This window comes from Pseudomonas sp. S37 (genome assembly GCF_016658545.1).
In the GTDB taxonomy this organism is placed as follows: Bacteria; Pseudomonadota; Gammaproteobacteria; order Pseudomonadales; family Pseudomonadaceae; genus Aquipseudomonas.
The window spans coordinates 196,632-214,021 of sequence record NZ_JACVZC010000002.1 but is presented as its reverse complement, the minus strand read 5'-3'; the positions used below and the strand labels follow the sequence as shown (position 1 = coordinate 214,021).

Annotated in this window: 23 protein-coding genes; 10 read left to right on the top strand and 13 right to left on the bottom strand. The window is 62.2% G+C overall.

The window, feature by feature from the left end:
- Positions 1-72: 72 nt before the first annotated feature.
- The 10 genes from hisC to IAE39_RS01645 form a co-directional block, all read right to left on the bottom strand.
- The gene (gene hisC / locus IAE39_RS01690; protein ID WP_201198805.1) at positions 73-1,119 is read right to left on the bottom strand and encodes a histidinol-phosphate transaminase; all 1,047 of its coding nucleotides are present in this window, start codon (positions 1,117-1,119) and stop codon (positions 73-75) included.
- Between the two features lie 2 nt (positions 1,120-1,121).
- Complete coding sequence (hisD, locus tag IAE39_RS01685) at positions 1,122-2,447, bottom strand: histidinol dehydrogenase (protein ID WP_201198804.1); 1,326 nt, start codon at positions 2,445-2,447, stop codon at positions 1,122-1,124.
- A gap of 126 nt (positions 2,448-2,573) precedes the next feature.
- Positions 2,574-3,209 carry an ATP phosphoribosyltransferase gene (hisG, locus tag IAE39_RS01680; protein ID WP_201198796.1) on the bottom strand — a complete coding sequence of 212 codons (636 nt, stop codon included), beginning with the start codon at positions 3,207-3,209 and terminating at the stop codon, positions 2,574-2,576.
- A 93-nt stretch (positions 3,210-3,302) separates the two neighbouring features.
- Positions 3,303-4,568, bottom strand: coding sequence for a UDP-N-acetylglucosamine 1-carboxyvinyltransferase (murA, locus tag IAE39_RS01675; RefSeq protein ID WP_201198789.1), 1,266 nt, complete (start codon positions 4,566-4,568; stop codon positions 3,303-3,305).
- Between the two features lie 23 nt (positions 4,569-4,591).
- The gene (locus tag IAE39_RS01670; RefSeq protein ID WP_003255121.1) at positions 4,592-4,831 is read right to left on the bottom strand and encodes a BolA family protein; all 240 of its coding nucleotides are present in this window, start codon (positions 4,829-4,831) and stop codon (positions 4,592-4,594) included.
- 117 nt (positions 4,832-4,948) lie between these two features.
- A complete protein-coding gene (locus IAE39_RS01665; RefSeq protein ID WP_201198778.1) occupies positions 4,949-5,251 on the bottom strand; it encodes an STAS domain-containing protein in 303 nt (100 codons plus the stop codon).
- Positions 5,248-5,895, bottom strand: a complete 648-nt coding sequence (locus IAE39_RS01660) for an MlaC/ttg2D family ABC transporter substrate-binding protein (protein ID WP_201198775.1) — start codon at positions 5,893-5,895, stop codon at positions 5,248-5,250. The genes IAE39_RS01665 and IAE39_RS01660 overlap by 4 nt, the downstream gene beginning before the upstream one ends.
- Before the next feature lie 9 nt (positions 5,896-5,904).
- Complete coding sequence (gene mlaD / locus IAE39_RS01655; protein ID WP_201198762.1) at positions 5,905-6,390, bottom strand: outer membrane lipid asymmetry maintenance protein MlaD; 486 nt, start codon at positions 6,388-6,390, stop codon at positions 5,905-5,907.
- Complete coding sequence (gene mlaE / locus IAE39_RS01650) at positions 6,390-7,187, bottom strand: lipid asymmetry maintenance ABC transporter permease subunit MlaE (protein ID WP_201198760.1); 798 nt, start codon at positions 7,185-7,187, stop codon at positions 6,390-6,392. Before mlaE ends, mlaD begins: the two co-directional genes overlap by 1 nt.
- Positions 7,187-7,996 (bottom strand): ATP-binding cassette domain-containing protein, encoded by an 810-nt coding sequence (locus IAE39_RS01645; RefSeq protein WP_201198759.1) that lies wholly within the window; start codon positions 7,994-7,996, stop codon positions 7,187-7,189. Before IAE39_RS01645 ends, mlaE begins: the two co-directional genes overlap by 1 nt.
- Positions 7,997-8,242: 246 nt before the next feature.
- Between IAE39_RS01645 and IAE39_RS01640 the strand changes: the two genes are divergently transcribed.
- The 10 genes from IAE39_RS01640 to IAE39_RS01595 all read left to right on the top strand — a co-directional run bounded on the left by IAE39_RS01640 (position 8,243) and on the right by IAE39_RS01595 (position 15,242).
- A complete protein-coding gene (locus IAE39_RS01640) occupies positions 8,243-9,217 on the top strand; it encodes a KpsF/GutQ family sugar-phosphate isomerase (RefSeq protein ID WP_236548340.1) in 975 nt (324 codons plus the stop codon).
- Entirely contained in the window at positions 9,217-9,741 is a 525-nt protein-coding gene (locus tag IAE39_RS01635; protein WP_201198754.1) for a KdsC family phosphatase, read from the top strand. The genes IAE39_RS01640 and IAE39_RS01635 overlap by 1 nt, the downstream gene beginning before the upstream one ends.
- A gap of 8 nt (positions 9,742-9,749) precedes the next feature.
- A complete protein-coding gene (lptC, locus tag IAE39_RS01630) occupies positions 9,750-10,322 on the top strand; it encodes an LPS export ABC transporter periplasmic protein LptC (protein ID WP_201198750.1) in 573 nt (190 codons plus the stop codon).
- Positions 10,309-10,833, top strand: a complete 525-nt coding sequence (gene lptA, locus IAE39_RS01625) for a lipopolysaccharide transport periplasmic protein LptA (RefSeq protein WP_029887549.1) — start codon at positions 10,309-10,311, stop codon at positions 10,831-10,833. Before lptC ends, lptA begins: the two co-directional genes overlap by 14 nt.
- Complete coding sequence (gene lptB / locus IAE39_RS01620) at positions 10,834-11,559, top strand: LPS export ABC transporter ATP-binding protein (RefSeq protein ID WP_027595607.1); 726 nt, start codon at positions 10,834-10,836, stop codon at positions 11,557-11,559.
- A 175-nt stretch (positions 11,560-11,734) separates the two neighbouring features.
- Entirely contained in the window at positions 11,735-13,228 is a 1,494-nt protein-coding gene (locus tag IAE39_RS01615; protein ID WP_201198748.1) for an RNA polymerase factor sigma-54, read from the top strand.
- A 79-nt stretch (positions 13,229-13,307) separates the two neighbouring features.
- The gene (gene hpf, locus IAE39_RS01610) at positions 13,308-13,616 is read left to right on the top strand and encodes a ribosome hibernation-promoting factor, HPF/YfiA family (protein ID WP_003255135.1); all 309 of its coding nucleotides are present in this window, start codon (positions 13,308-13,310) and stop codon (positions 13,614-13,616) included.
- 12 nt (positions 13,617-13,628) lie between these two features.
- Positions 13,629-14,093 carry a PTS IIA-like nitrogen regulatory protein PtsN gene (ptsN, locus tag IAE39_RS01605; protein ID WP_201198746.1) on the top strand — a complete coding sequence of 155 codons (465 nt, stop codon included), beginning with the start codon at positions 13,629-13,631 and terminating at the stop codon, positions 14,091-14,093.
- Between the two features lie 2 nt (positions 14,094-14,095).
- Entirely contained in the window at positions 14,096-14,950 is an 855-nt protein-coding gene (gene rapZ / locus IAE39_RS01600; protein ID WP_201198743.1) for an RNase adapter RapZ, read from the top strand.
- A gap of 19 nt (positions 14,951-14,969) precedes the next feature.
- Positions 14,970-15,242: an HPr family phosphocarrier protein gene (locus IAE39_RS01595; RefSeq protein ID WP_056795941.1), complete on the top strand. Its 273-nt coding sequence runs from the start codon at positions 14,970-14,972 to the stop codon at positions 15,240-15,242.
- Positions 15,243-15,400: 158 nt separating this feature from the next.
- Here the strand turns inward: IAE39_RS01595 and IAE39_RS01590 are convergent, their stop codons facing one another.
- From IAE39_RS01590 to IAE39_RS01580, 3 genes are read right to left on the bottom strand one after another with little or no spacing between them, the layout of a single operon-like run.
- Complete coding sequence (locus IAE39_RS01590; protein ID WP_201198814.1) at positions 15,401-16,294, bottom strand: ZIP family metal transporter; 894 nt, start codon at positions 16,292-16,294, stop codon at positions 15,401-15,403.
- Positions 16,295-16,305: 11 nt separating this feature from the next.
- On the bottom strand, positions 16,306-16,917 hold the full coding sequence (locus IAE39_RS01585) for a superoxide dismutase (RefSeq protein WP_201198740.1): 612 nt from the start codon (positions 16,915-16,917) through the stop codon (positions 16,306-16,308).
- A 1-nt stretch (position 16,918) separates the two neighbouring features.
- Positions 16,919-17,380: a hypothetical protein gene (locus tag IAE39_RS01580; RefSeq protein ID WP_201198738.1), complete on the bottom strand. Its 462-nt coding sequence runs from the start codon at positions 17,378-17,380 to the stop codon at positions 16,919-16,921.
- Between the last annotated feature and the right edge of the window lie 10 nt (positions 17,381-17,390).

Below are 17,390 nucleotides of genomic sequence, written 5' to 3'. Positions count from 1 at the left end.
GGCCGCTTTGCGGCCCTTTCGCGACACAAGGCCGCTCCTACAAGGACCGCGTAACAGCAGTAGAGGTTGCCGTCAGTTCAATGCATCCAGCAGCGCCTGGTTCATCTCCGGCGTGCCGATGGTGATGCGCAGGAACTGGGCAATGCGTGCCTGCTTGAAGTGGCGCACGATCACGCCCTGCTCGCGCAGGCGCGCTGCCAGTTCGGCGGCGTCCTGTTGCGGGTGGCGGGCGAAGATGAAGTTGGCTGCCGATGGCAACACTTCAAAGCCCTTGGCCTGCAACTGCCCAACCAACGCCTCGCGGCTGTCGATCACCTTGCGGCAGGTGTCCTCGAAATACGCGCGGTCTTCGAACGCGACAGCTGCACCGACAATCGCCGCGCGGTCCAGCGGGTAGGAGTTGAAGCTGTTCTTGATCCGCTCCAGCGCCTCGATCAGGTCGGGATGGCCGACTGCCAGGCCAACCCGCAGGCCTGCCAGCGAGCGCGACTTCGACAAGGTCTGGGTAACCAGCAGGTTGTCGTAGCGGTCCACCAGGCTGATGGCCGTTTCGCCACCGAAATCGATGTAGGCCTCATCCACCACCACCACTGAATCGCGGTTGGCCTGCAGCAACTGCTCCACCGCCTGCAGCGGCATCAGGCAGCCCGTCGGCGCATTGGGGTTGGGGAAAATGATGCCGGCGTTGGACTTGCTGTAATCCTCAATGCGGATCTGAAACTGCTCGTCCAGCGCCACCTGCTCGAAGGCAATGCCGTACAGCCCGCAATAGACCGGATAGAAGCTGTAGCTGATGTCCGGGAACAACAGCGGGGCATCGTGCTGGAACAAACCGTGGAAGATGTGCGCCAGCACCTCGTCCGAACCGTTGCCGACAAACACTTGCGCCGGGGTTACGCCGTAGTACTCGGCCACAGCCTGCTTCAACCGGTCACCGTTCGGGTCCGGGTACAGGCGCAGGTTGTCGTTGAGCTCGGCACGCATGGCTTCCAGCGCCTTGGGCGACGGGCCATAAGGGTTTTCGTTGGTGTTCAGCTTGACCAGGCGGGCCAGTTTCGGCTGCTCGCCCGGCACGTAAGGCACCAGGTCCTTGACGAAGGGGCTCCAGAATCGACTCATGCTCAGTTCCCCTTCTCTTGGGTCAGGATACGGTATTCAGCGCTACGGGCGTGGGCAGTCAGCGACTCGCCCCGCGCCAGGACCGAAGCCGTGTGGCCCAGTTCGGACGCGCCCTGCTCGGAGCAGAAAATGATCGACGAACGCTTCTGGAAGTCATACACCCCCAGCGGCGACGAAAACCGCGCGGTGCCGGAGGTGGGCAGCACGTGGTTGGGGCCAGCGCAGTAGTCACCCAGCGCTTCGCTGGTGTGGCGCCCCATGAAGATCGCGCCGGCGTGGCGAATCTGCGGCAACCAGGCCTGCGGGTCGGCCACCGACAGCTCCAGGTGCTCCGGGGCGATGCGGTTGGCGACGTCCATGGCCTGCTGCATGTCGCGCACCTGGATCAGTGCGCCACGGCCGTTGACCGACTTCTCGATGATCTCGGCGCGCTCCATGGTCGGCAGCAGCTTGTCGATGCTGGCGGCAACGCGGTCGAGGAACGCGGCATCCGGGCTGACCAGGATGGCCTGGGCGTCTTCGTCGTGCTCGGCCTGGGAGAACAGGTCCATGGCGATCCAGTCCGGGTCGGTCTGGCCGTCGCACACCACAAGGATTTCCGACGGGCCGGCGATCATGTCGATGCCGACCTGGCCGAACACATGGCGCTTGGCGGTGGCAACGTAGATGTTGCCGGGGCCGACGATCTTGTCCACCTGTGGCACGCTTTCAGTACCATAAGCCAGTGCCGCCACGGCCTGGGCACCACCGACGGTGAACACCCGGTCGACACCGGCGATGCAGGCAGCCGCCAGCACCAGCTCGTTGACCTCGCCACGCGGGGTCGGCACCACCATCACCACTTCAGTCACGCCGGCAACCTTGGCCGGGATGGCGTTCATCAGGACCGAGGACGGGTAAGATGCCTTGCCGCCCGGCACATACAGGCCGGCACGGTCCAGCGGGGTAACTTTCTGGCCCAATACGGTGCCATCGGCTTCGGTATACTGCCAGGAATCCTGCTTCTGCCGCTCGTGGTAAATGCGCACACGGTTGGCGGCCTTTTCCAGGGCTTCGCGCTGGGTCGGGGTGATACGGGTCAGCGCCAGCTCCAGGCGCTCGCGATTGAGGATCAGGTCATCAATCGACTTGGCATCGACACCGTCGAAACGCTGGGTGAATTCCACCAGCGCCGCATCACCGCGCTCGCGCACGGCCTTGATGATGTCTAGCACGCGCTGGTTGACCGCGTCATCGGACACACTTTCCCAGCTCAGCAGATGATCCAGATGTCGGGCGAAATCCGGATCAGCAGCGTTGAGACGGGCAATTGCAGTGGACACGGTCATGGCGAGGGCCTCGATTATTAGCGAATGCTCAGGCGCCCTAGGCTACCAGTCCATCCGCGCGGGCACCCGAGAAAAATGGCTATGACGCGGATAGACGGGCGCGACAGCGAAGGCCGCGCGCAGGACTTAACCGCGGTGTCGCGAATCGACCGCTTTGCGCAGCGTGTCGATCAGGCTCTGGATGCGGGCGTGCTGCATCTTCATGGAGGCTTTGTTGACCACCAGGCGCGAGCTGATCGTGGCGATCAGTTCCTGGGGTTCCAGGCCGTTGGCGCGCAGGGTGTTGCCGGTGTCGACCACGTCGATGATCTTGTCGGCGAGGTTGATCAGCGGTGCCAGCTCCATCGAGCCATACAGCTTGATGATGTCGACCTGGCGGCCCTGCTCGGCGTAATAACGCTTGGCCACATTGACGAACTTGGTGGCGACGCGCAGGCGGCCCTTGGGCTCCGGCGCACCGACCGCACCGGCGGTCATCAGCTTGCACTTGGCAATCTGCAGGTCCAGCGGTTCATACAGGCCCTGGCCGCCGTACTCCATCAGCACGTCCTTGCCAGCCACACCAAGGTCAGCGGCACCATGCTCGACATAGGTCGGCACGTCGGTGGCACGCACGATCAGCAGGCGCACGTCATCCTGCGTGGTAGGGATGATCAGTTTGCGGCTCTTGTCCGGGTTCTCGGTCGGCACGATGCCGGCCTCGGCCAGCAACGGCAAGGTATCGTCGAGAATACGGCCTTTGGAAAGCGCGATGGTCAACATTGGAACGTCGGTCCTTAAGCGGCTACTGCCGGCCGGGCTGCTACAGCCCGACCGCATTCAATTCGAATGGCACATCCTTGTGCCAGCGGGCTACTAGCCCGGTACACGGCGGATTTTCGCGCCGAGCATCTGCAGTTTCTCTTCGATGCACTCGTAACCACGGTCGATGTGGTAGATGCGATCGATCAGGGTATCGCCTTCGGCAACCAGTGCCGACAGTACCAGGCTGGCCGAAGCACGCAGGTCGGTGGCCATGACCGGAGCACCCTTGAGCGTCGGGACGCCGGTGACGATGGCGGTGTTGCCTTCAACCTGGATCTGTGCGCCCATGCGGTGCATTTCGTAAACGTGCATGAAGCGGTTTTCGAAGATGGTCTCGATCACTGCGCCTGTGCCTTCGGCAATGGCGTTCAGCGAAATGAACTGCGCCTGCATGTCGGTCGGGAATGCCGGGTACGGCGCGGTACGCAGGTTGACGGCTTTTGGCCGCTTGCCGTGCATGTCCAGCTCGATCCAGTCTTCACCGGTGGTGATGTCGGCACCGGCTTCCTTGAGTTTTTCCAGTACGGCTTCAAGGATGGTCGGGTCGGTGTCCTTGACCTTCACGCGACCACCGGTCACGGCAGCGGCGACCAGGTAGGTACCGGTCTCGATACGGTCCGGCATCACGCGGTAGGTGGCCGAAGCCAGGCGCTCGACGCCATCGATGGTGATAGTGTCGGTACCCGCGCCTTGAACCTTGCCGCCCATGGCATTGATGAAGTTGGCCAGGTCGACCACTTCCGGCTCACGCGCAGCGTTCTGCAGCACGCTGCGGCCTTTGGCCAGGGCAGCGGCCATCATGATGTTCTCGGTACCGGTCACGCTGACGGTATCGAAGAAGAAGTGCGCACCGCGCAGGCCACCTTCAGGCGCCTTGGCCTTGATGTAGCCGCCTTCGACCTCGATCTTCGCGCCCATGGCTTCGAGGCCACGGATGTGCAGGTCGACCGGGCGCGAACCAATGGCGCAACCGCCAGGCAGGGCCACTTCGGCCTCGCCGAAACGGGCAACCATCGGGCCCAGCACCAGGATCGACGCGCGCATGGTCTTGACCAGTTCGTAAGGCGCGACCAGGGTCTTGATGGTGCGTGGGTCGATCTCCACCGCCAGCTTTTCGTCGATCACAGGCTCGATGCCCATGCGCCCGAACAGCTCGATCATGGTGGTGATGTCGTGCAGGTGCGGCAGGTTGCCCACGGTGACCGGGCCATCGGCCAGCAGGGTCGCCGCCAGAATCGGCAGGGCTGCGTTTTTCGCGCCCGAAATGCGGATCTCGCCATCAAGACGAGGGCCGCCAGTAATAATCAGTTTGTCCATTGGAGTCTCGCCGCCACGTTGGCTCAGGTGCGCTCAGCCCAGGCTGCGCTGCTGAAAAATTTCATGGTTACCGCATGGATGCTGCCATTGGCGATCCACGGATTCAGGTGAGCATAGATCGCCTGCTGACGTTTGACCGGGCTCAGGCCGGCCAACTCATCGCTGATCACGTTCAACTGGAAGTTGCAGCCTTCGCCTTCAACTTCGACCCGGGAACCCGGCAATTTCTCTTCAAGGAAGCTTTTAACTTCTACGGCCTGCATGCTCAACCTCAATCGGCGCCCGATGCGCACGGGTCGGCCATCATACAAAAAAGCCCCTCGCCTGCGAAGCCCAACGAGGGCTTCGCTGACCGAGGGGCCATCATCCGTGCCTAGCCATTAAGTTGCCAGCACTTCATCGAGGTCGTAGACCTCGGCAATTTCCCGCATGTCGTCAGGCATCCCGCGTACTTCGCACGCTTTGCCGGTGGCCAGGCCATCGCGAATGTACGCAAGCAACAACGACAGGCCGACGCTCGACGACTTTTCGACCGCCGAGCAATCAAGCACCAGGCGTGGCTCGCGCGAACTGTCGATCAGTGCCTTGCCCTGTTTGCGCAGGGCCGGGCCGCTGCGGTAGTCCAGCACACCGGCCAGGCGCAGCACGCCCGGCTCGGCCATGCTCACGGCGGCCTCACTCATTTGACGGTCTTCTCTGGCGAGCTGTCGGCAGCCTGCTTGGCCTTGGCCACTTCGCCGGCCCAGCCGTCGATGGTCTTGTCCAGGTTGTTGCCGTTGCGCTGCATGGCATCGGCGAACTGGTCGCGGAACAGCTTGCCGATGTTGATGCCGTTGACGATCACGTTACGCACTTTCCATTCGCCACCCAGGTTTTCCAGGGTGTACTGCACCGGGTACACGGCGCCATTGTTGCCGGTGACCTTCATGCCTACGGAGGCGCGCTTGCCGTCATCGGCCTTGGCCGGGTCGACGGTGATGCCCTGGTTGTTGTACTCCAGCAGCGCGTTACCGTAGAACTGGAACAGGCTGCGCTTGAAGTTTTCCTGGAAGCGCTGCATCTGCTCGGGCGTGGCCTTGCGCGAGTACTTGACGGTCATGATGCTTCTGGAAATACCGTCGGCATCGACCACCGGCGCGAGGATCCGGTCAAGGGTGTCGTAGAACGCTTGCGGGTTGGCCTTGTACTGTTCCTTGTTGGCCTTGAGCTCACCCAACAGCTCGGTGGTGGTGCTCTGCACCACGTCGTGCGGCGACTGCGCGGCCAGTGCCATCAAGGGGAAAGCCGCCAGCAGAACCAGCAGGCCACGTCGCAGGATCGAAATCATGGAAACTCCTTAATTAGCCGGTTGCGCTTCTTTCGGTTCCTTGCCAACGGAGTTGAGCAGGAACTTGCCAATCAGATCTTCCAGCACCAGTGCCGACTGGGTGTCATGGATGGTCGCACCCTCCTTGAGCACCTCTTCTTCACCGCCCACGCTGATGCCGATGTACTTCTCGCCAAGCAAACCGGCGGTCAGGATCGAGGCCGTGGAGTCGGTCGGCAGGTTGTCCACCGACTTGTCCAGCTGCAACGTCACCCGACCGGTGTAGGAATCACGGTCCAGATCGATGGCGGTGACCTTGCCGATGGTCACACCGGCCATGGTCACTTTAGCTCTGACCGTCAAACCGGCGATATTGTCGAAGTAGGCATAAACTTTATAGGTATCGCTGCTCGGGCTGGCCGACAGCCCGCTGACACGCAGGGCCAGCAGCAGCAGCGCCAGGATCCCGGCCAGGAGGAACAGGCCGACACCGATTTCCAGGGTGCGGTTTTGCATCAGAAATCTCCAAACATCAAGGCGGTCAGAATAAAGTCCAGACCCAGCACTGCCAACGAGGCATAGACCACGGTCTTGGTGGTGGCACGGCTGATCCCTTCTGAGGTGGGCTCACAGTCGTACCCCTGGAATACGGCAATCCAGGTCGAGACGAAAGCGAACACCAGGCTCTTGATCAGCCCATTGAGCACGTCGTCAGTGAAAGAAACACTGTTCTGCATGTTGGCCCAGAACGAGCCTTCGTAAACGCCCAGCCAGTCCACTGCGACCCAAGAGCCCCCCCAGATACCGACCACGCTGAAAATCAGCGCCAGCAGCGGCAGCGAGATGAAACCGGCCCACAGGCGTGGCGCAACGATGTACTTGAGCGGGTCGACGCCGATCATTTCCAGGCTCGACAGCTGCTCGGTGGATTTCATGTTGCCGATTTCGGCAGTCAGCGCAGAACCGGCACGGCCGGCGAACAGCAACGCCGTCACCACCGGGCCAAGCTCACGCAGCAGGGTCAGGGCAACCATCTGCCCTACTGCCTGCTCGGAACCGTACTTGGTCAGGATGCTGTAGCCCTGCAGCGCCAGCACCATGCCGATGAACACCCCGGACACGACAACGATTGCCAGCGACAGCACACCTACCGAGTACAGCTGCTTGGTCAGCAGCTGGAAGCCGCCGCCAATGCCACCGCGACCGACCAGCGCATGGAACAGGAACAGGCAGGAACGACCCAGCACCGCCAGCACGTCGATGGCCGAACGGCCCAGCAGGCGGACGCGTTCGAGTAAGGATTTTCTGCGCATCAACGCGCCCCCAGCAGGTCGGCGCGGTAATCAGGCGCGGGAAAGTGGAAGGGTACCGGGCCATCCGGGTCGCCCTTCATGAACTGGCGAATCCGTGGGTTGTCCGAGCCCATCAGCTCATCGGGCGTGCCCTGGCCCAGCACCTGGCCGTCACCTACCACGTAGATGTAGTCGGCGATGCTGGCGGTTTCTGCCAGGTCATGGGAAACCACGATGCTGGTGATACCCAGGGCATCGTTGAGCAGACGGATCAGGCGTACCAGCACCCCCATGGCGATCGGGTCCTGGCCGACGAACGGTTCGTCGTACATGAGGATCTGCGGGTCAAGCGCAATTGCCCGTGCCAGCGCCACGCGGCGCTTCATGCCACCGGACAGCTCGTCGGGCATCAGGTCGATAGCACCGCGCAGGCCCACGGCCTGCAACTTCATCAACACGATGTCACGAATCATTTCATCCGACAGCTGGGTATGCACGCGCAGCGGGAAAGCGACGTTCTCGAACACATCGAGGTCGGTGAACAGCGCGCCGCTCTGGAACAGCACCCCCATCTGCTTGCGGGCATCGAACAGGTCACTGCGCGACAGCGTCGGCAGGTTCTGGCCGGCAACCCATACCTCACCGCTGGTGGGGCGCAACTGCGCACCCATCAGGCGGAGCAACGTGGTCTTGCCGCAACCCGATGGCCCCATGATGCCGGTGACCTTGCCGCGCGGGATGCGAATGTCGACGTTGCTGAAAATGCTGCGCGAACCGCGTTTGAAGGTTACCCCCTTCAACTCGACCGCGTAGGCGCTATCCACACTCATCTAGACTCCTTGCTAATGCAGCCTCGTCCTTATGGACGCCGGCCTCCATCCGGAAGGCACACACGCCCCAGGCAGGCCGAATAGCGGCGAACTATAGCACCGCTCAGCACGCCTCCCCAAGGCCATGCAGGCTTCGTTCAGCTCTGAGACAGGCATTGGGGGCATTGCGAGGCTAATGGAAAAGGTGAGGGTTTCTTTCATTGCGGCTATAATCGCCGCCTTTTCATCAGGCATTGCTTTATCGACATGAGCCAATCCAGCGAGCTGATTCAATCCGCGCAGCGCACCGTGCGCCTGGAACTCGAGGCCGTCGAGGGCCTGCTGGCGCGCATCGACAAGCATTTTGTCAAAGCCTGCAAACTGATCCTGGCCAGCCAGGGCCGGGTGATCGTGCTCGGCATGGGCAAGTCCGGGCATATCGGCAACAAGATCGCCGCCACCCTGGCCAGCACCGGCACACCGGCATTCTTCGTGCACCCGGCCGAAGCCAGCCATGGCGACATGGGCATGATCACCCGCAACGATATCATCCTGGCGCTGTCCAACTCGGGCAGCACGGCCGAGATCGTCACGCTGCTGCCGTTGATCAAGCGCCTGGGCATCACGCTCATCAGCCTCACCGGCAACCCGGATTCCACCCTGGCCCAGGCGGCAGAGGTCAACCTCGATGCCCGGGTCGCACAGGAGGCTTGCCCGCTGAACCTTGCCCCCACCTCCTCGACCACCGCAGCTCTGGCGCTGGGTGACGCGCTGGCCATTGCCCTGCTCGAAGCCCGCGGCTTCACGGCCGAAGACTTCGCCTTTTCGCACCCGGGCGGTGCACTTGGGCGGCGCCTGCTGCTGAAGGTCGAGCATGTCATGCATGCCGGCGACGAGTTGCCCAAGGTGCTGCGCGGCACGCTGCTCAAGGACGCACTGCTGGAAATGTCACGCAAGGGCCTGGGCATGACCGCCGTCCTCGAAGCGGATGGCAAGCTGGCCGGGATTTTCACCGACGGCGACCTGCGCCGCAGCCTGGACCGCAACATCGACGTGCACACCACGCTGATCGACCAGGTGATGACCGTACACGGCAAGACTGCCCGCGCCGAGATGCTCGCCGCCGAGGCCCTGAAAATCATGGAAGACCACAAGATCAACGCACTGGTGGTCGTCGACCAGGAAGACCGGCCAACCGGCGCCCTGAACATGCACGACCTGTTGCGTGCCGGAGTAATGTGATGAGCCAGAACCTCATGCAACGTGGCAAGGCCATCAAACTGGCGGTGTTCGATGTCGACGGCGTCCTGACCGATGGCCGCCTGTACTTCCTTGAAGACGGCAGCGAGTTCAAGACCTTCAACACCCTCGACGGCCAGGGCATCAAGATGCTCATGGCATCGGGCGTGACCACCGCGATCATCAGCGGGCGCAAGACCCCGGTGGTCGAACGCCGGGCCAGAAACCTCGGCATCCCGCACCTTTATCAGGGCCGCGAAGACAAATTGGTGGTGCTTGACGGCCTGCTCGCTGAACTCGGCCTAAGCTATGAACAAGTCGCCTACCTTGGCGACGACCTGCCAGACCTGCCGGTGATTCGCCGGGTCGGCCTGGGCATGGCAGTGGCCAATGCCGCGCCCTTCGTTCGCCAGCACGCCCATGGCGTGACCCAGGCACGTGGCGGCGAAGGCGCTGCCCGCGAATTCTGCGAACTGATCATGCAGGCCCAGGGCACCCTGGATTCTGCCAACGCCAACTACCTGTAAGGCTGCCCATGTTCAGCAAGAAAGTCCGCAATATCGCGCTGCTGGCGGTCATCGCCGCCGTGCTCGCAGCCATCGGCTACTGGAATGTCAGCCCGGAAAGTTTCCTCGACCAGCCTGTGGCGCAGGTCGATGAAAGCGCCATCGACTACTATGCGATCAACGCGCATAGCGTGCAGTTCTTGCCGGACGGCAAGCTGCAGTACGAAATGACCGCTGACAAGGTCGAGCACCTGAAGGCCACTGAAGTGACCCTGGTGACCACGCCGAACCTGCACATGTACCGCGGCACCGAGTACCCCTGGCACGTCCAGAGCGAGCGCGCCGAGGTAAGCCCGGACGGCAGCGAAGTCGAACTGATCAACCAGGTACGCGTTGCCCGCACCGACGAAAAGCAGCGCGATACCATTATCACCAGCTCACGCATGACCGTATTCCCGCAGAAGCAATATGCGCAGACCGAGCAAGCCGTTAGAATCGACGGCGCCGGTGGCACAACCACGGGCAAGGGCATGAAAGCGTATTTGAAAGAAGGCAAGATGGACTTGCTCTCTAACGTAAGAGGACAGTATGAGGCTCGTTAAAACCCTCCCCCTTTTGCTCAGCCTGAGCGCAGCACTGGGAAGCGCGAGCGCCTTCGCCCTGCCGAATGACCGTGACCAGCCGATCCGCATCCAGGCCGACAACGCGCATCTGGACGACAAGCAGGGTGTCGCGACCTACACCGGTGACGTGATCATCACCCAAGGCTCGATGATGATCAAAGGCAACACCGTGACCATGACCCGCGCCGCCAACGGCGACATCGACGTGGTCACCTCGGTTGGCAACCTGGCCTACTTCGAGCAGCAGCAGAGCGCCGCCAAGCCCGACAAGATGAAAGGCTGGGCCGTGACCATCCAGTACCAGGCGCAGAAAGACACCGTGATCCTCACCGACCGCGCCAAGGTCGAGAACGAGGGCAACACCACCGAAGGCGAGAAGATCGTCTACAACACCAAGTCGCAGGTGGCAACCGCCGGCCGTGGTGGCAACGTGACCCAGCCACGTCAGCGTATCGACATGGTGATCCAGCCCAAGAAGAAGGCCGAGTAAATGGCAACCCTCAAAGCCCAGCACCTGGCCAAAAGCTACAAAGGGCGCCAGGTCGTGCGTGATGTCAGCCTGTCGATCGACAGCGGCCAGATCGTCGGCTTGCTTGGCCCCAACGGTGCCGGCAAGACAACCTGCTTCTACATGATCGTCGGCCTGGTCCAGGCCGAGCAGGGTCGCGTACTGATCGACAACCTCGACGTCAGCCACCAGCCCATGCATGGCCGCGCCCGCGCCGGTATCGGCTACCTGCCGCAGGAAGCCTCGATCTTTCGCAAGCTGTCGGTGGCCGACAACATCATGGCCATCCTCGAGACCCGCAAGGAGCTCGACCGCGACGGCCGGCGCAAGGAACTGGAAAGCCTGCTGCAGGAGTTCCACATCAGCCATATCCGCGACAACCTTGGCATGAGCCTGTCCGGTGGCGAACGCCGCCGCGTCGAGATTGCCCGCGCCCTGGCGACCGCACCCAAGTTCATCCTGCTGGACGAACCGTTTGCCGGTGTCGACCCGATCTCGGTCGGTGACATCAAGCAGATCATCCACCACCTCAAGGCCAAGGGTATCGGCGTACTGATCACCGACCACAACGTGCGCGAGACCCTGGATATCTGCGAAACCGCCTACATCGTCAACGATGGCCGGCTGATCGCCGAAGGTGACGCCGAAACCATTCTGGCTAACGAACTGGTCAAAGAGGTTTACCTGGGTCACGAGTTCCGGCTCTGACCCGGCACGCGCCTGGAGTACTGGCTAAAAGCCCCGACACCAGGGGGTAAAGTTGTTACGTACTCTAGGCAAACGCTACAATTTAAGGCATAAAACTTGCTTGATCTGGCGCTTCGGCGCCCTCGTGTAGTGGATGGCGCATGCGCGCCGGCGAACAAGGTATTAAGCCCCAGCCATGAAACCATCGCTCGTCCTAAAAATGGGCCAGCAACTGACGATGACACCGCAGTTGCAACAGGCCATCCGCCTGCTCCAGCTTTCCACCCTGGACCTCCAACAGGAAATCCAGGAAGCGCTGGAGTCGAACCCGATGCTCGAACGTCAGGAAGACGGCGACGACTTCGACAACAGCGACCCGATGGCGGACAACGCCGAGAACAAGCCGGCCGCCGAAGTCCAGGACAACAGCTTCCAGGAAAGCACTGCCAGTGCCGACAACCTGGAAGACGGTGAATGGAGCGAGCGCATCCCCAACGAGCTTCCGGTCGATACCGCCTGGGAAGACATCTACCAGACCAGCGCCAGCAGCCTGCCGAGCAACGATGACGACGAGTGGGACTTCACCACCCGCACATCGGCCGGCGAAAGCCTGCAAAGCCATCTGCTGTGGCAGCTGAACCTGGCGCCGATGTCCGACACCGACCGCCTGATCGCCGTCACCCTGATCGACAGCATCAACGGCCAGGGCTACCTCGAAGACACCCTCGAGGAAATCTGCGCCGGCTTCGACCCGGAGCTGGATATCGAGCTGGACGAGGTCGAGGCAGTACTGCACCGCATCCAGCAGTTCGAACCGGCCGGTGTCGGTGCCCGCACCCTCGGCGAATGCCTGTTGCTGCAACTGCGCCAGCTGCCCGCCAGCACCCCGTGGATGGCCGAGGCCAAGCGCCTGGTCAGCGATTTCATCGATTTGCTCGGCAGCCGCGACTACAGCCAGCTGATGCGCCGCATGAAAATCAAGGAAGACGAGTTGCGTCAGGTCATCGAACTGGTGCAAAGCCTCAACCCTCGGCCCGGCTCACAGATCGAATCCAGCGAACCCGAGTACGTGGTGCCTGACGTCATCGTGCGCAAGGATAGCGAGCGCTGGCTGGTGGAGCTGAACCAGGAAGCCATCCCGCGCCTGCGCGTCAACCCGCAGTACGCCGGTTTCGTGCGTCGCGCCGACACCAGCGCCGACAACACCTTCATGCGTAACCAGCTACAGGAAGCGCGCTGGTTCATCAAAAGCCTGCAAAGCCGTAACGAAACCCTGATGAAGGTCGCCACGCAGATCGTCGAGCACCAGCGCGGCTTCCTCGACCATGGCGACGAAGCAATGAAGCCGCTGGTACTGCATGACATTGCCGAAGCGGTAGGCATGCACGAGTCGACCATTTCGCGGGTAACCACGCAAAAATACATGCACACGCCGCGTGGCATCTACGAACTGAAATACTTTTTCTCCAGCCACGTCAGCACCTCCGAAGGCGGAGAATGCTCGTCTACGGCGATCCGCGCGATCATCAAGAAACTGGTTGCAGCGGAAAATCAGAAAAAGCCATTGAGTGACAGCAAGATCGCTGGTTTACTGGAGGCACAAGGCATCCAGGTAGCCCGTCGCACCGTCGCCAAGTACCGCGAGTCCCTCGGCATCGCACCGTCGAGCGAGCGCAAGCGACTGATGTAGCCCCTGAGATGTGCCACAGCGTTTGTGGGGCAGGTGCAAGACCTGCCTCTTTATGCACGGGCAACAAAGGAGAAGCTGTATGCAAGTCAATATCAGTGGACAGCATGTAGAAGTCACCCAGCCACTGCGCGATTACGTGCTTGAAAAGCTCGCCCGCGTGGAGAGTCACTTCGACAAGATCACCAACGTGCAGGTCATCATGAAGGTCGAGAAGCTGCAACAGAAGGTCGAGGCGACCCTGCAGATTCCCGGCGGCGAAGTGGTAGCCAACGCCGAACACGAAGACATGTATGCAGCGATCGACGCCTTGGCCGACAAGCTCGACCGCCAACTGAAAAAACACAAGGAAAAACAGCAAAGCCTGCTGCAAGGTGCAGCTGCCCGCTGATCCCCCTCATCCATGATCCGACTTGAAACCATCCTGACCCCCGGCCGTTCCCTCGTGAACGTGCCGGGCGGCAGCAAGAAGCGCGCCCTTGAAAAGGTCGCCACCGTCATCGCCGAACAAGTGCCCGAACTGGAGATGCAAGACGTCTTCGAAAAACTGGTCGCCCGGGAAAAACTCGGTTCGACCGGTTTTGGCAATGGCATCGCCATTCCGCACTGCCGGCTTGAAGGCTGTTCCGCGCCAGTCAGCGCCCTGCTGCACCTGGAAGCACCCATCGATTACGATGCCATCGATGGCGCACCGGTAGACCTGCTGTTCGTCCTGCTGGTGCCTGAAGCCGCCACCGATGCCCATCTGGAACTGCTGCGCCAGATTGCCAGCATGCTCGATCGCAAGGACGTCCGTGATCGCCTGCGTGCGGCCACCAGCAACGAGGCCCTGTTCCAGGTAGTCCTGGACGTACAGAACGAGCACTGAACATGCACCTGATCATCGTTAGCGGCCGGTCCGGCTCCGGCAAGAGCACCGCCCTCGATGTCCTGGAAGACAATGGTTTCTATTGCATTGACAACCTGCCCGCCGGGCTGCTGCCGCAGCTGGCGGAAAATGCGCTGATCAACACCGAACTGCTGCAACCCAAGGTGGCCGTCTCGATCGACGCACGCAACCTGCCCAGCCACCTGTCGCGCTTCCCCGAGCTGCTCTCGGAGGCCCGCGCCCGCCACATCAAGTGCGACGTGCTGTACCTGGATGCCGATGAAGACACCCTGCTCAAGCGTTTTTCGGAAACCCGCCGCCGCCACCCGCTGACCAATGCCGACCGCTCGCTGGCAGAGGCCATCCGTGTTGAAAGCGAGCTGCTGGGGCCGATCGCCGACCTGGCCGACCTGAAAATCGACACCACCAGCCTGAACCTTTACCAGCTGCGTGATTCGATCAAGTTGCGCCTGCTCAACAAGCCCGAGCCCGGCACCGCGTTTCTGGTCGAGTCGTTCGGTTTCAAGCGCGGGATGCCGGTCGATGCCGACCTGGTATTCGATGTACGCTGCCTGCCCAACCCGTACTGGAAGCCCGAACTGCGTGAACACTCCGGCCTGGAACAACCGGTGATCGACTACCTGGCCACGCAACCGGATGTCGAAGACATGTTCAACGACATTTCCAGCTACCTGCTCAAATGGCTCCCCCGCTTCGCCGCCAGCAACCGCGCCTACGTCACCATTGCCATTGGCTGTACCGGTGGCCACCACCGCTCGGTGTACATCACCGAACGCCTCGGCCAGTTGCTGCAACAGTCCCTGAAAAACGTCCAGGTTCGCCACCGCGACCTCTAGCCCAAGGATCCGCCCCACCATGCCCGCCCGCGAAATCACCATCATCAACAAGCTGGGCCTGCATGCCCGGGCGGCAGCCAAGTTCGTCGGCGTGGCCGGCCGCTTCCCCTGCCAGGTGCGGGTGGGTCGCGCGCCGGACAAACTGGTGGATGGCAAGAGCATCATGGCGGTGATGATGCTGGCAGCAGGCAAAGGCACCCAGGTGCACCTGCATACCGAAGGTGAACAGGACACCGATGCCATGGATGCGCTGGTCGAGCTGATCAACAACTTCTTCGACGAAGGCGAATAAAACCCTGCACGGTCCATGTAGGAGCGGCCTTGTGTCGCGATAGGGCTGCAAAGCAGCCCCAGGATTTCTGCAACAAATCACCTATTGCTGGGGCCGCTTTGCGGCCCTTTCGGGACACAAGGCCGCTCCTACAGGAAGCGCGCAAACCTGATGAAAAATCAGGACATCGCCGTATCCATCACCATCATCAGGCAGAAGCCGATACACAGCCCCAGGCTGGCCAGGCGGTGATGGCCGTTACTGCGCGATTCGGGGATGATTTCCTGGGTCACCACCAGCAGCATCGCCCCCGCCGCGCAGGCCAGGCCCAGCGGCAGCAAGAGCTCGGCAACATTCACCAGCCAGGCACAAATCACCGCAGCCACCGGCTCGACCAGGCCTGAAGCCGCGCCGATCAGGAAAGCCTTGAAGCGCGGCATGCCCGCCCCCGCCAGCACCAGTGCTATCACCAGCCCCTCGGGAACATCCTGCAAGGCGATGCCCATGGCCAGGCTGTCGGCGTCGGCCATGCCACCACCGGCCGACACGCCGATGGCCATGCCTTCGGGGATGTTGTGGGCAATGATGGCAATGACGAACAGCCAGATGCGCGCGGCAATCACCGGCTGGTTCTCGCTGCCGACCAGCGCTTCCGGCGAGGCGCCGGAGACCTTGAGGTCGACCAGGAACAGGCACAGTGCACCGAACATCAGGCCGAAACTGATCAGGCCACCCGCCCCCCATGGGCTGAAGCCGATGGCCTGGGCTGCATCCAGCCCCGGAATGATCAGGGAAAACGCGGTCGCTGCCAGCATCACCCCGGCGCCGAAGCCCAGCAGGGTATCGGCCAGCGCCACCGGCATGTTGCGAATTACCAGTACCGGTACTGCGCCCAGCGCCGTGCCCAGTGCGCATAAAGCGCCGCCCTCCAGGGCGCGCAGCATGCGCGGCTCCAGGTCCAGCCAGGCGAGGCCACGCGCCGCCAGCAGCGCGGTGCCAGCCAGCAACAGCAAAGTCCCAAGCGCCAGACGGAACAGGCGCACACTGCTGACAGACATCACCTCTGAGCGCATACCGGTCCGACTCACTTCAGGGCTTCGAGGTAACGGCGTTCCACTTCCGCCCAGTCAATGACGTTGTAGAAGGCGCCAATGTATTCCGGCCGGCGGTTCTGATACTTCAGGTAGTAGGCATGCTCCCAAACGTCCAGACCGAGGATCGGCGTGTTGCCATGCATCAGCGGGCTGTCCTGGTTGCCGCTGCTCTCCACCACCAGGGTTTTCTGCGGGGTCACGCTGAGCCAGGCCCAACCGCTGCCGAAACGCGTCAGTGCGGCCTTGGTGAAGGCCTCCTTGAATGCCTCGAAACCACCCAGTTGCGCCGTTACGGCTTGTGCCAGCTGACCTACAGGCTCACCGCCGCCCTGCGGCGACATCACGGTCCAGAACAGGCTGTGGTTGGCGTGCCCGCCGCCGTGGTTGGTCACCGCGCCACGGAGGTTTTCCGGCAGCTGTTTGACGGCACCAACCAGTTTTTCCACCGGCCATTCGGCCCATTCGGTGCCTTCGACGGCAGCATTGAGGCCGTTGACGTAGGTCTGGTGGTGCTTGGTGTGGTGAATTTCCATGGTCTGGGCGTCGATGTGCGGCTCCAGCGCGTCATAGGCGTAAGGCAATGCAGGCAAGGTATGGGGCATGTCAGTGAATTCCGTAGGTTTGGGTTCCAGGTGCCACACCCGGCTGGGCAGCGAGTTCGCTGGCCCCGGCACTGTGGCGGTTGAGCAGGCGTTCGGTACGCGGGTACTGGCCGTACTCGGCGATGAAACTGAGCAGTTCGGTGTAGGTACGCCCACTGTGGCGCAAGGCGGCGTCACGCAGCGCCTGCGGCAAGCGCGCCTCCTGGCTGGCCTGCAGCAGCCGCTGATGCGCGGCGCACAGGTAATCGGCGCTTTCCTGCGGCTGGTTGAGGCGCAGGTGCAGGTCGGCCAGGTTGTGGTGGGCGATGACGAAAGCCGCCACCGCTTCGTCGACGTCATGCCAGCGCTCGAACAACACCTGGGCCAGCGCCAGGGCTTGCAGGTAGTGTTCCCGGGCATCGACCAGCTCGCCCTGTTCGAACAGGCGATTGGCGGTTTCCGTGGTGCGTTTCCAGTGCTGCATGGTTGCCTCC

Coding starts and splice junctions, on each gene's coding strand:
- ptsN (WP_201198746.1), top strand. CDS start 13,629: ATGATCCGACTTGAAACCATCCTGACCCCCGGCCGTTCCCTCGTGAAC.
- IAE39_RS01670 (WP_003255121.1), bottom strand. CDS start 4,831: ATGCAGGCCGTAGAAGTTAAAAGCTTCCTTGAAGAGAAATTGCCGGGT.
- IAE39_RS01640 (WP_236548340.1), top strand. CDS start 8,243: ATGAGCCAATCCAGCGAGCTGATTCAATCCGCGCAGCGCACCGTGCGC.
- IAE39_RS01635 (WP_201198754.1), top strand. CDS start 9,217: ATGAGCCAGAACCTCATGCAACGTGGCAAGGCCATCAAACTGGCGGTG.
- murA (WP_201198789.1), bottom strand. CDS start 4,568: ATGGACAAACTGATTATTACTGGCGGCCCTCGTCTTGATGGCGAGATC.
- mlaD (WP_201198762.1), bottom strand. CDS start 6,390: ATGCAAAACCGCACCCTGGAAATCGGTGTCGGCCTGTTCCTCCTGGCC.
- IAE39_RS01665 (WP_201198778.1), bottom strand. CDS start 5,251: ATGAGTGAGGCCGCCGTGAGCATGGCCGAGCCGGGCGTGCTGCGCCTG.
- IAE39_RS01580 (WP_201198738.1), bottom strand. CDS start 17,380: ATGCAGCACTGGAAACGCACCACGGAAACCGCCAATCGCCTGTTCGAA.
- IAE39_RS01615 (WP_201198748.1), top strand. CDS start 11,735: ATGAAACCATCGCTCGTCCTAAAAATGGGCCAGCAACTGACGATGACA.
- hisG (WP_201198796.1), bottom strand. CDS start 3,209: ATGTTGACCATCGCGCTTTCCAAAGGCCGTATTCTCGACGATACCTTG.
- hisC (WP_201198805.1), bottom strand. CDS start 1,119: ATGAGTCGATTCTGGAGCCCCTTCGTCAAGGACCTGGTGCCTTACGTG.
- IAE39_RS01585 (WP_201198740.1), bottom strand. CDS start 16,917: ATGCCCCATACCTTGCCTGCATTGCCTTACGCCTATGACGCGCTGGAG.
- hisD (WP_201198804.1), bottom strand. CDS start 2,447: ATGACCGTGTCCACTGCAATTGCCCGTCTCAACGCTGCTGATCCGGAT.
- lptC (WP_201198750.1), top strand. CDS start 9,750: ATGTTCAGCAAGAAAGTCCGCAATATCGCGCTGCTGGCGGTCATCGCC.
- mlaE (WP_201198760.1), bottom strand. CDS start 7,187: ATGCGCAGAAAATCCTTACTCGAACGCGTCCGCCTGCTGGGCCGTTCG.
- IAE39_RS01595 (WP_056795941.1), top strand. CDS start 14,970: ATGCCCGCCCGCGAAATCACCATCATCAACAAGCTGGGCCTGCATGCC.
- lptB (WP_027595607.1), top strand. CDS start 10,834: ATGGCAACCCTCAAAGCCCAGCACCTGGCCAAAAGCTACAAAGGGCGC.
- IAE39_RS01660 (WP_201198775.1), bottom strand. CDS start 5,895: ATGATTTCGATCCTGCGACGTGGCCTGCTGGTTCTGCTGGCGGCTTTC.
- IAE39_RS01645 (WP_201198759.1), bottom strand. CDS start 7,996: ATGAGTGTGGATAGCGCCTACGCGGTCGAGTTGAAGGGGGTAACCTTC.
- rapZ (WP_201198743.1), top strand. CDS start 14,096: ATGCACCTGATCATCGTTAGCGGCCGGTCCGGCTCCGGCAAGAGCACC.
- lptA (WP_029887549.1), top strand. CDS start 10,309: ATGAGGCTCGTTAAAACCCTCCCCCTTTTGCTCAGCCTGAGCGCAGCA.
- IAE39_RS01590 (WP_201198814.1), bottom strand. CDS start 16,294: ATGCGCTCAGAGGTGATGTCTGTCAGCAGTGTGCGCCTGTTCCGTCTG.
- hpf (WP_003255135.1), top strand. CDS start 13,308: ATGCAAGTCAATATCAGTGGACAGCATGTAGAAGTCACCCAGCCACTG.